Here is a 10362-nt window from a genome sequence, read left to right as displayed (position 1 = left end):
CGAGTTGCGTCCCGTCCAGCAGTTCGCCTTCATGCCAGAACCTCCTTCAGTTCCTCCGCGGTCAGCGGCCGCGCCGGGTGCTGCGGGAACTCGCCACGGGCCCGCTTGCCGCCGGGCGCGCCCTCCGAACGGACGACCTCGCCGACCTCCGCGACCTGCTTGAAGCGGCGCAGGTCGTCGTCCAGCTGCTGGTGCGGTTCCTCACCGAAGTAACGCGCCGCGGCCTTGCCCACCGCCCCGCCGGGTAGGTCGTAGCGCAACGACACCCGGATCTCCGTGCCCCGGCCACCGGGAGCGGGCACGAAGCGGACCTCACCGGAGTTGTCGATGTCGGCGCCGTCCACCGACCGCCAGGCGATCAGCTGCCCGGGAACGTCCTGCGTGGTCTCGGCGTCCCATTCGACCGTCCGGCCGAACGGCGCGCTGGCCCGCCAGTGGCTGGTACGCGGACCGGTCACCCGCACCTCGTCCAGATGCGCCATGAACTCCGGCAGGCGCTCCAGATCCTTCCACAGGGCGTAGACCTCGTCCGGGGACTGGAGGACGGTGGTGACCGCGGTCAGTTCCATGGGGGTGCTCCTACGGGTGCGGGTCACGGCCGCGTAGACGTCCGTGGCCGTGATGGCGGTGACCGCGGCGGTCGCCGCGACGGTGCGGCCCAGACCGCGACCGTCGTGATTCCTCAGGGCCCGGGTCAGCATCGTCAGGTCCATCAGATCCCCACCGACACGGCCCCACAGCCACACCGGATGCGGCCGCCCCAGCAACCCGGTCGCCGCCGCCAGCTCACGCACACCCACCGCGGCCGTCGCCGAGCGGTGCCGGAAGGCGTCGCCCACGCCCAGAGCCCGGGCGAAACCCGCCGGAGCCACGACCTGGGGCACGCCCATCGCCGCACTGGCCCAGCCGAGCCCCCGCACGAGCGGATCATGCCGAAGGCGAGAAGTGGAACGGATGTCTGTCTTCATGAGTACTCCCCACATACGGTGAGGTGAACGGAAGGCGGGCCACTTCGGAGCGAAGGCCAAGCACGCATAGCGGATAACACGGGGGTTTCCGCGTGGCCCGTACCCAATCATCAGCTTGCGTACCGAACCGGCGCAGCCGTCCGGCCGCGGCGCGGACATGACGCAAGCCCTGGGCTTGGCACACGTCCTCACCGGCGAGAGCCCAGAGCGATCTGCGTCGAAGCTCCGGATCCGCCAGGAGATCCCACGACCGTAACGCACTGCGACGACACCCGCATGACCGGACCGGTCCTCGGCGGCCCCGGGCGATCACCTCCAGCGACGTGGATCCTGGAGGGTCCGATCTGTCACCGTTTCGGGTAGTGCGTGCGCGGTACCTGCCATGGGTCACAGGATTGGAGACGCCATGGACAGCGACGACTTCATCCGGCTCGTCAGCCAGCGGGCCCACGTGCCCGAGGAGCAGGCAGGCGAGCTGACCCGGGCCACGATGCTGACGCTGGGCGAGCGGATCACCGGCGGCGAGGCCAGGCACTTGGCCGGCGTCCTGCCCGCCGAGATCGCCCCGCCGCTGGTTCCACCGGAGGATGTCGCCGAGAAATTCGGCGTTGCCGAGTTCGTCCGGCGAGTGAGTGAGCGTGCGGGCGTCGATGAGACCGTGGCGCGCAGAGGCGTTGCGGCGGTTTTCATGACGCTGGGAGAGGCCGTGCCCGGTGAGGAGTTCCAGGATGTGATGTCGCAACTGCCGAACGAGTTCCAGAACATCTAGCTCGGACATCCCGGCGCGGAACACGGCTGGCGCGGCCATCCACCGGCGCCGGCGTTCGCGCGGTGACTCCTCCCCCCGCGGATCAGGGTCGGAAGCTGCGCCCCGGAGTGCGCGGCCCCGTCGACGGAGAGCCGGTCCCGTAGCCCGTGCGGGACGGCGCGCGGTGCGCCGTACGACTGCTTACGGCGTCCCTCGGGCCAGCCGCCGGCCTTCTCGGTCTCCCTGAGGAGCCGGTCGGCCCTGCCACCTGGTGTCGAATGCGGGGAAACCCGTTTCGGTCATCTCGTGGCTCCCTTCCCGGAGGGCTCGACCGGTTGTCGACCGTTGTCCCCCACCCAGGGTGACGACCGAGTGGCCGCACGCCTGCGTCTGGCGAGTCGGGAACGCGCAGGTCCGGCCGCCCCCACGACTACGGGAGAAACAATCCACACATCTCGGGTAAGCCGGCCGGGGAGCGGGTACGCGAGATGCCGCTCGGCTCCTGAAGGCTTCGAGGGACGGAGTGATCCCATGGTCGGCAGTCGGGTGCACAGCCTGTACCACCACAGCGCCAGGCGGCGCCCCGAGGTCGCACGCAGGGGACCCCGTCGGCCCGCTCGCACCCCAGCCGATCATGCCCTTCACGAACTGGTCGCGCTCTCCCGCGCCCTGTTGGGCACTCCCGACGAAGCCGAGATTCTCCGCCTGGCCATGGACCACATAGCCGCCGCGGGACCCTACAGCGCGGAGGCCGGGTACCTGAAGGTGGGCGGTGAACTGGTCCCCGGCCCGAGAAACGGGCAGATGCATGCCTTGGCCGTGAGCCGGAGGGTGCGGGAGCTGGCCGGGCAGGACGGCAACGTGTCCGTACCCGGCAGGCCGTGGGGCCGGGCGCTGGGGCTACGCGGCCCGGGGGGACTCCACGGCTACCTTGTCGTGACGTCCCGCTCCCGGCCCACCGAGGCCGAACGATCTCTGCTCGCCACGTTCGTCCGGCAGACCGCTGCCGCACTGTCCGTCGCCTTCGCACAACGCCGCCGACGCGAGGACGCGCTGGAGCTGCGCCGCCTGAGGGACGAACGCACAGTCCTCCAGCGGCAGCTGATCTCCGTGGTGGCTGAGCTGGGCTACGAGCGAGCCGTTCACGCCCTCATGGCCGACGTCGCTGCCTCGGGTGGCGGCGAGGAAGCCGTCACCCGCGCACTCCACAGACTCACCGGACTTCCCGCGCTGGTCGAGGACCGCTTCGGCCGGCTGAGGACTTGGACCGGCCCCGGCCGCCCCGACCCCTATCCCGAACCGGACCTCTCCCGCCAGGACGAGATGCTGCAGGTCCTCGCGAGAGAGGCCGGGCCGGTGCGGATAAAGGACCGGCTGATCACCCTCGTCCGCCCGCACGGCGAGATCCTGGGCGTGCTGGCCCTGGTCGATGCCCAGGAGGAGGCTGACGAGCGCACCGTACTCGCGCTTGGACACGCCGCCACGTCGCTCGCCCTGGAACTGGCGCACCTGCGCAGTCTGGCCGAAGTTGAGCTGAGGCTGCACCGCGAGTTGGCCGATGACCTCCTGGCAGGGACCGATGAGACGAGCGCCTACGCCCGGGCCGAGGCGGTCGGACACGACCTGCACCGCAGCCACTACATCGTCGCGGTGCAGTGGTCGAACCGGGTTGTGGACGATTCCTTCGCGCAGACCGTGGGCCGGGCGGCCTCTGCGGTGGGCATGCGCTCGCTGCTGACCCGCCGCTCCGACCACGTCGTCCTCATCGCCGGCGAAAGGCCGCACGCCCGCGCGTTGTACGAGGCGCTCGCCCGGGAGACCGGGACGCGGTCCGGGACGATCGGGGTGAGCGGCCCTTGCGACTCCGTGGGCGACATCCCCCACCGCTACCAGGAGGCGCAGCGCGCCCTGGAAGCGCGCCACCATTCCCGCGAGCGCTACGGCACGTCGTTCTTCGACGAACTCGGCCTCTACCGCATCCTGGGACCCGGCAGCGGCCGCCGGGAACTGGAGACGTTCGTCCAGGAGTGGCTCGGGCAGCTCATCGACTACGACTCCCGGCACCACGCGACCATGGTGGAGACCCTGTCCCGGTACTTCGACTTCGGCGGCAACTACGACGAGACGGCGGAATCCCTCGGGATCCACCGCAGCACGCTGCGCTATCGGCTCCAGCGCATTCGCGACATCAGCGGCAACGACCTCGCGAACGTCGAGGACCGGCTGAACCTCCAGGTGGCTACCCGAGTGTGGAAGATCATGCTGGGCGGCCCCGGCTGACGCCTCGGCGGCGGAGGGAGGCCCAGGTCGGTCACGACGCGCCGCCGTCCGTGCGCGGGCCGGGTCGGCGTGGCAGGCTTGCAGGGGGTCCGCGCCGTTCGTCGCAACACAGCAGCGAAGGAGGACGACGCATGGATGAGCAGGAATTCGTACGTACCGTCGCCGAGCGCACCGGACTGGGCCGGCAGGAGGCGGCGGACCTGACCTGGGCCACGCTGGAGACGCTGGCCCACAGGCTGAGCGCCGGGGAGGCCAGGGACCTGATCATCGAGCTCCCCGAGGGCCTCGCCGAGGCGGTGCGCCGGGGAGCCACGGACCGCATCGAGCGATTCGGCCACCGCGACAGCGTGCGGCGCGTAGCTGAACGCACCATGCTCAAGGAGGAGGAAGCGGACCGGGGCGTGCGGACCGTACTGGCCGTGCTCCGGGAGGCGATCAGCGAGAAGGAGTTCAACGACCTGATGTCGCAACTCGGAACGGACTTCTCTCAGGCCCTCGAATCCGCCGGGTGACCCCGGGACCACCCGCGGGATCGCCGGTCCCCGGTGCCGCCGTGGCGCGAGGCACGCACGGGTACGTGGTCATGACCGCTGACATGCCCTAGCCGTCCTCCGGCCGAGCCACGTATGTCCTGCTGGTGGCCGGCCTCGGCCTGCCGTCGGAGACGCCCGGACGTCACAGGGCGATGACGTGCAGGTCCACCAGGTCGAGCAGCGCCCCGAGGGCCGAGGTGGGCCGCCTGGTCGACGACGTGCCGAGATGCATGCTCCAGCGGAGCACGGTGTCGTGGACGTCCAGGACGTGCAGGCCGGGTGTGCGGGCAACGGCGAACTCGGGCAGGAAGGCGATGCCCAGTCCGTGGCGGACCAGTGCCGCCCCCATGTCGATGTCGGGCACCTCCAGTGCCACCCGGCGTACGACGCCCGCCGTCGCGAACGCCCGGTCGACCACCTCACGGTTGCCGTAGCCCGGCGGGAAGTCCACGAAGGGCTCCCCCACGAGGTCCGCGAGTGCGACCTTTTCCCGCTGCGCGAGCGGATGGCCGGCGCTGACCACCAGGACGAGCGGCACAGTGGTCAGCTCCCGTGCGTCGATCCCGGCGGGCTTGCGTTCGGGCAGCGACAGGAAGGCCACGTCCAGGTCCCCGCTGAGCAGCGCGTGCGCCAGTCCCTCCGAGCCGGTCGTCGCCAGCCGCAGCCGGACGTCGATCGCCGGATGCCGTGCGTGCAACTGCCCCAGGAGCGCCGGCAGGTCCACCACCTCGACCGAGGCCATGGCGCCCACGTTCACCGTCCCGCGCAGCGTGTCCTGTGCGGCGCGCACGGCGTCCTGGGCCGCCTGGGCGGCGTGCAGGGTGGCCCGGGCCTCCGGCAGCAGCGCCGCGCCCGCTCCGGTGAGCCGGACCTGCTGCGACGTGCGTTCGAACAGCGCGCAGCCGAGCTCGCGCTCCAGGGAGCGGATCGCGGCGGACACCCCCGACTGCACCACGTGCAGCCGACGGGCGGCACGCGTGAAACTCAGCTCCTCGGCGACCGCGATGAAGTGCTCCAGCTGACGTAGCTCCACACCACAAGTATCACTCGCACTGCTGGAGCCGAGCAAAAACATTCGTTGGCGCTGATTCTGCCTGGTGAGGAGGATGGAGGAATGCCATCCACTTCCGCCCGAGGAGGGGTACTCCTGCCTGCCGTACCGACGTCGTTGAGCCGTCCCACAGCCGACGCTCCCGACGACCCGACCCCCCGGATCCCAGCCTCCGCCTCCACCGGCCTGCCGCCCCGCGCCCCCGCCCGGCGCCGTGCCACGCACACGACGGGTTTCTGGTTCGTGGCGGTGGCCTTCACCGTGCTGATGGCCTTCGGCACCGCGCCGACCCCGCTGTGGCCGTTGTACGAGGCCCGGGACCACTTCGGCGCGACCACGGTCACGGTGGCGTACGCCTCGATGGTCGTGGGCGCGGCGGCCGCCTTCCTGGGACTGGGACACCTGTCGGACCGGCTCGGCCGACGGCGCATCATCGTCCCGGCGCTGCTCGTCGGCATCGTCGCGTCGGTCGTACTGATCTTGTGGCGGGACCTGCCGGGGCTGATAGCGGGCAGGGTCCTGAACGGTGTGGGACTGGGGCTGATGGCCTCCACCGCGACGACGTACCTGCACGACCTTCACGACGAGGCCCGCCCCGACCGGAGGGGTTCGGTGCTGCCCGGCATCGTGGCCACCGCCGCCAACCTCGGCGGCCTGGCCTCAGGGCCCCTGGTCGCCGGAGCCGTCGCGGAGTGGCTGCCCTCTCCCCTGGTCACCGCCCAGGCGATCTTCACGCTCGCCATGGCGGTGTGCCTGGCGCTGGTGCTGTGCACCCCGGAGACCGTGGACCGGGAGCTGCCCGGGGCGGTAGCGCCCACCCGGTTCGTCCTGCGCCCCGGCGCCCGGCGGGCGTTCGGTGCGGCCGGCGCGCTGGGCGCCTTCGCCTTCGCGATCCTCGGCCTGATCTCCTCCCTCGGGGCGAGCGTGCTCCACGGCACCCTGCACACCGACTCGCACCTCATGGTCGGCCTCGCCGCCTTCCTCATGTTCGGTTCCGCGGCGGCCGCACAGCTGGTGCTGGGACGCCTCCCACTGCCCCGGGTCCTGACAGTGGGGGCGGTGGTCTTCCCGGTCGGCCTGGTCCTGTGCGCCGTCGCCCTCTACCACCCGGCACTCTGGCTCTACCTGGTCGCCGTGTCCCTCTCGGGAGCCGGCTCCGGGCTGCTGTTCAAGGGAGGAGTCGAACGTGCCGGTTCACTGGCCGAGCCCGCCTCACGCGCGGGGGTCCTCGCCGTGTTCTTCGTCGTCGCGTACCTCGGAATGGGCCTGCCCTCCGTCCTGTTCAGCATCGCCCTGCGCCACTTCGCCGTGCAGACCGCGATGATCGGCTTCGCGGCGGTCCTCTCCTGTGGCGCCGTTGTGTCGGTGGCCGTCGCGTTGCGCGATCGCGCACCCGCTCCCGGCGAGCTGTCGGCGCGGTCCGCTCGCTCCTCCTGACCTCCCCGCGGCGCATGCGGCACGGCTGTCTGGGAGGCGCGGACCTGGGCACTCGGTGCTGGTACGTGTGACACGGCCCGGCAGCAGACGGGAGGTCCGGGATGTGTGCGGAATCAGTCAGAACGACGGCGCTCCCCTCCGGTGAGGAGATCGCGGCGCTCGGGCAGGGCACCTGGTACCTGGGCGAGAATCCGGCCCGGCGTGAACAGGAGATCGCCGCGCTGCGGCTGGGCGTGGACCTGGGCATGACCGTCGTCGACACGGCGGAGATGTACGGCGACGGCGCAGCCGAGGAGCTCGTCGGCGAGGCCGTCCGGGGACGCCGGGAGGAGGTCTTCCTCGTCAGCAAGGTGCTGCCCGGCCACGCCGACCGGAACGGCACCGTCGCCGCCTGCGAGCGCAGCCTGCGGCGGCTCCGTACGGAGCAGCTGGACCTGTACCTGCTGCACTGGCGGGGACGGTGGCCACTCGAGGAGACCCTTGCGGGATTCACCGACCTGATGGAGGCGGGGAAGATCCGTTACTGGGGCGTGAGCAATCTGGACGTCGCCGACATGGCCGAGCTGACCGCTCTCCCCGGTGGCGACGCCGTGGCCGTCGACCAGGTGCTGTACAACCTCTCCCGGCGCGGCGTCGAGTGGGATCTGCTCCCCTGGTGCCGCGAGGCCGGGGTGACGGTCATGGCCTACTCCCCCATCGAGCAGGCGCGACTGGTGAAGGTCGAGGCACTGGGTGCCGTGGCCCGGGCCCTCGGAGCGACGCCGGCCCAGGTGGCACTCGCCTGGGTGCTGCGACAGGGGGTGGCCGCGATCCCGCGTTCCGGATCACCCGACCACGTGCGGGAGAACCGCGGCGCGGTGGACCTCCGCCTTCCCGCCGAGGCACTCGACGCCCTCGACGAGGCGTTCCCGCCGCCCGGCGGGCCCACGCCCCTGGAGATGCTCTGAAGGAGTTGTCAGGATGGCGCGCCCACTCGTCGTCGGAATGGGAGGTTCGCTGCGCACCCCGTCGACCAGCCTCACCGCACTGCGTGTGGCGGTCGGGGGGGCGGCCGAGGCGGGCGCCGACACCCAGGTGATCGACCTCAAGCGGCTGAATCTCCCGTTCTACACGTCCGAGCACGGGATCCCTCCGTCCGCCCGCCGGCTTGCGGAGACCGTTCAGGCCGCCGACGCCCTGCTGTGGAGCAGCCCGACCTACCACGGGTCGGTCAGTGGCGCGTTCAAGAACGCGGTGGACTGGCTCGCCCTCCTGGCCGACCACGACCCGCCCTACCTGACCAACAAGCCCGTGGGGATGCTGACGACCGCCGGTGGAGTGCAGGGCCTGCAGGCGATCAACGCGATGGAGTTCATCGTGCGGTCGCTGCGCGGCTGGGCCGTGCCGCTGGTGTTCGCGGTCCCGCGGTCCTCCAGGGTCTTCGACGGCGAGGGACGCCTCACCGACCAGGCGGTCGCGGACCAATTGCGCGGCCTCGGCGCGGAGGTGACCGGAGCGGCCCTGCAGTTCCGGGCGGAGGGCACGTGCGACTACGCGCAGGAGCGGCCGTCCGGGGCCGTCCGGGGCTGAGCCCGGCGCTGTCACACGGGGGGCGCCGGGGTCGTGCTGCCTCTCCGGGGTCGTGCTTCCTCAGGGACCGGTCCGCTCCACGGGCCGCCGGTGCTCGCCGCGCGCCGCGAAGCGCCCGGGCGGGAAGTGCGGCAGCACGTGTTCGGCCAGTTCGTCGATCACTTCGGCGACCGGACGTCGACTGTGCTTGAAGTTGATCATCAGCTGGTCGATGCCGATCTCCTGCCATGCCCGCATCATCGCCAGGAACGACACCCGGCCCACCGAGAAGCCCTGGTGGATGCGCCGGGGCAGGGCCAGCGGGTCCTCGGTCAGATCCAGATAGGTGGCCTGTGCGTACGGCTTGAACCCACCGCCGTCGCCCTCGGTCAGCTCCCGCCACCGCTGGATGTTCTCGGCCTGCTGCTGGAGCGGCGGGGTGTAGTACAGCCAGCCGTCCGTGTTGCCGGCGATCCACCGGACGTCCTGCCTGCCGCGTCCCGTCATCAGTACGGGGATCCGCCGGTACACCGGCTTGGGCAGCAGATCGGTGCCGTGCATCCGGCCGAGCGGCGACTCCACGTGCGGGAAACGGTGCTCGAGGACGACACGGAAGTACTCCAGGGACTGCCGGAACCTCTCGGCCCGGTCGGCCAGGTCCTGCCCGACGGCCGGGAACTCCACGGGCCGGTCACCGGTGGCCACCCCGAGCAGGAGCCGTCCGCCCGACAGCTGGTCCACCGAGGCGGCCGCCTTCGCGGTGTGCAGTGGGTGCCGCAGCGGCATGACGATGCTGGCGGTCCCCAGTGTGATCGAGGTGGTGCGGGCACTGAGCTGCCCCAGGTACACCCACGGGTCGAAGACCTGCCCGGCGTCCCCGAAGCCCGGGTCCAGCAGCGGCACGTCCCGGACCCACACCGAGGCGAAGCCGGCCCGCTCGGCCTGCTGGATCCGCTCGATGTGCCCGGCCAGGGACGGCACGGGCCCGTCGAAGCCCTCCAGGGGCGTGATGGCGCCCACGGTCATCCTGCCGCCGGGATACGCCCTGGCCATGGCCAAGTGCTCGGAGAACGGCCGCTGCTTCGCGCCTTCGACGTCCACGGGTGCGTCGGCTGAGGGAACTGTCGGTTCAGTCATGCGATCCTCCGGCGAAATCGGCCGTGTCCGGGTCCGTATACGTACCGACTCATCAGCCGTCACCGGCGAGGACGGCACGAACCGCGGCAAGGATCGTCTGGGGGTTGGCCGGCACCGGGACGCCCTGGACCGCCACGGTCGGCGTTCCGCCCACGCCCCGCTGGACGGCCGTCGCCGTCACATAGGAGCTCCAGTCCAGGTAGACGGCTTGTCGGACGCACTCGGCGAACGAGCTGTCCCCGAGTCCCACCGCGCGGCCGAGCTCGACGAGTTCGTCGTCGGACAGGCCCGGCCCGCCCTCGGGCGGCTGGTTGGCGAACAGCGCGTACAGGTACTCCATGAAGTGGCCGCCGTCGGACGCGCAGCCCGAGGCCGCCGAGGCACGGGAGGAGTACCGGGTGGTGGACAGGTCGTCGAGGAAACCCATCGGGTGGTAGACGAGACTGATCGCCTGGTCCGCCACCAGCTCGTCGAGGAGCGGCCCGCTCCTCTCCTCGAACTGCTTGCAGAACGGGCACAGAAAGTCGATGAAGGCGTCCACCTGTACCGGGCCGGCTGCGACGACGATGCCGTCCCCGCTCGAGGAGGCGTTGGCCGGAACGCGGGAGGGTGAGCTGATGCGGGGCGTCTGAGTACTCATGCCGGATCCTCTGTCGTGAG

The 10362-nt window shown here is 71.3% G+C and carries 10 protein-coding genes and 1 pseudogene; 6 read left to right on the top strand and 5 right to left on the bottom strand.

Annotated features, from left to right (window positions below; translation table 11 throughout):
• Positions 1–29 precede the first annotated feature (29 nt).
• Positions 30–920, bottom strand: coding sequence for an SRPBCC family protein (locus ACFQ9Z_RS11320; protein WP_383014417.1), 891 nt, complete (start codon positions 918–920; stop codon positions 30–32).
• A gap of 454 nt (positions 921–1374) precedes the next feature.
• Between ACFQ9Z_RS11320 and ACFQ9Z_RS11315 the strand changes: the two genes are divergently transcribed.
• Positions 1375–1737, top strand: a complete 363-nt coding sequence (locus ACFQ9Z_RS11315; protein WP_383014414.1) for a DUF2267 domain-containing protein — start codon at positions 1375–1377, stop codon at positions 1735–1737.
• On the opposite strand, the pseudogene ACFQ9Z_RS11310 reads toward ACFQ9Z_RS11315, so the two are convergent.
• Positions 1734–1913 (bottom strand): annotated as a pseudogene (locus ACFQ9Z_RS11310) (hypothetical protein); the annotation flags it as partial. The gene ACFQ9Z_RS11315 and the pseudogene ACFQ9Z_RS11310 sit on opposite strands and share 4 nt — an antisense overlap.
• Before the next feature lie 334 nt (positions 1914–2247).
• Between ACFQ9Z_RS11310 and ACFQ9Z_RS11305 the strand changes: the two are divergent.
• On the top strand, positions 2248–3996 hold the full coding sequence (locus tag ACFQ9Z_RS11305) for a PucR family transcriptional regulator (protein ID WP_383014411.1): 1749 nt from the start codon (positions 2248–2250) through the stop codon (positions 3994–3996).
• Between the two features lie 131 nt (positions 3997–4127).
• A complete protein-coding gene (locus ACFQ9Z_RS11300; RefSeq protein ID WP_383014408.1) occupies positions 4128–4508 on the top strand; it encodes a DUF2267 domain-containing protein in 381 nt (126 codons plus the stop codon).
• 163 nt (positions 4509–4671) lie between these two features.
• Here ACFQ9Z_RS11300 and ACFQ9Z_RS11295 read toward each other — a convergent pair whose 3' ends face one another.
• Positions 4672–5562, bottom strand: a complete 891-nt coding sequence (locus tag ACFQ9Z_RS11295; protein WP_383014405.1) for a LysR family transcriptional regulator — start codon at positions 5560–5562, stop codon at positions 4672–4674.
• Between the two features lie 135 nt (positions 5563–5697).
• Between ACFQ9Z_RS11295 and ACFQ9Z_RS11290 the strand changes: the two genes are divergently transcribed.
• The 3 genes from ACFQ9Z_RS11290 (at position 5698) to ACFQ9Z_RS11280 (ending at position 8586) form a co-directional block, all read left to right on the top strand.
• On the top strand, positions 5698–7017 hold the full coding sequence (locus ACFQ9Z_RS11290; RefSeq protein WP_383014402.1) for an MFS transporter: 1320 nt from the start codon (positions 5698–5700) through the stop codon (positions 7015–7017).
• A 101-nt stretch (positions 7018–7118) separates the two neighbouring features.
• Complete coding sequence (locus tag ACFQ9Z_RS11285) at positions 7119–7964, top strand: aldo/keto reductase (RefSeq protein WP_383014399.1); 846 nt, start codon at positions 7119–7121, stop codon at positions 7962–7964.
• A 13-nt stretch (positions 7965–7977) separates the two neighbouring features.
• Positions 7978–8586 (top strand): NADPH-dependent FMN reductase, encoded by a 609-nt coding sequence (locus ACFQ9Z_RS11280; RefSeq protein ID WP_383014396.1) that lies wholly within the window; start codon positions 7978–7980, stop codon positions 8584–8586.
• Positions 8587–8646: 60 nt separating this feature from the next.
• Here the strand turns inward: ACFQ9Z_RS11280 and ACFQ9Z_RS11275 are convergent, their stop codons facing one another.
• Together ACFQ9Z_RS11275 and ACFQ9Z_RS11270 are read right to left on the bottom strand one after the other, a co-directional pair.
• On the bottom strand, positions 8647–9702 hold the full coding sequence (locus tag ACFQ9Z_RS11275; protein ID WP_383014393.1) for an LLM class oxidoreductase: 1056 nt from the start codon (positions 9700–9702) through the stop codon (positions 8647–8649).
• Positions 9703–9754: 52 nt separating this feature from the next.
• Positions 9755–10342: a DsbA family protein gene (locus tag ACFQ9Z_RS11270; protein ID WP_383014390.1), complete on the bottom strand. Its 588-nt coding sequence runs from the start codon at positions 10340–10342 to the stop codon at positions 9755–9757.
• Positions 10343–10362: the final 20 nt, after the last annotated feature.

Source organism: Streptomyces sp. NPDC056580, assembly GCF_042793175.1.
Lineage (GTDB): Bacteria > Actinomycetota > Actinomycetes > Streptomycetales > Streptomycetaceae > Streptomyces.
Note: the sequence above shows the minus strand (reverse complement) of the source record. Positions and strands in the feature narration are given on the sequence as shown.

Bases quoted from the DNA above. Each gene is read 5' to 3' on its own strand.
- ACFQ9Z_RS11300 (WP_383014408.1), top strand. From the start codon at position 4,128: ATGGATGAGCAGGAATTCGTACGTACCGTCGCCGAGCGCACCGGACTG.
- ACFQ9Z_RS11275 (WP_383014393.1), bottom strand. From the start codon at position 9,702: ATGACTGAACCGACAGTTCCCTCAGCCGACGCACCCGTGGACGTCGAA.
- ACFQ9Z_RS11270 (WP_383014390.1), bottom strand. From the start codon at position 10,342: ATGAGTACTCAGACGCCCCGCATCAGCTCACCCTCCCGCGTTCCGGCC.
- ACFQ9Z_RS11280 (WP_383014396.1), top strand. From the start codon at position 7,978: ATGGCGCGCCCACTCGTCGTCGGAATGGGAGGTTCGCTGCGCACCCCG.
- ACFQ9Z_RS11285 (WP_383014399.1), top strand. From the start codon at position 7,119: ATGTGTGCGGAATCAGTCAGAACGACGGCGCTCCCCTCCGGTGAGGAG.
- ACFQ9Z_RS11315 (WP_383014414.1), top strand. From the start codon at position 1,375: ATGGACAGCGACGACTTCATCCGGCTCGTCAGCCAGCGGGCCCACGTG.
- ACFQ9Z_RS11305 (WP_383014411.1), top strand. From the start codon at position 2,248: ATGGTCGGCAGTCGGGTGCACAGCCTGTACCACCACAGCGCCAGGCGG.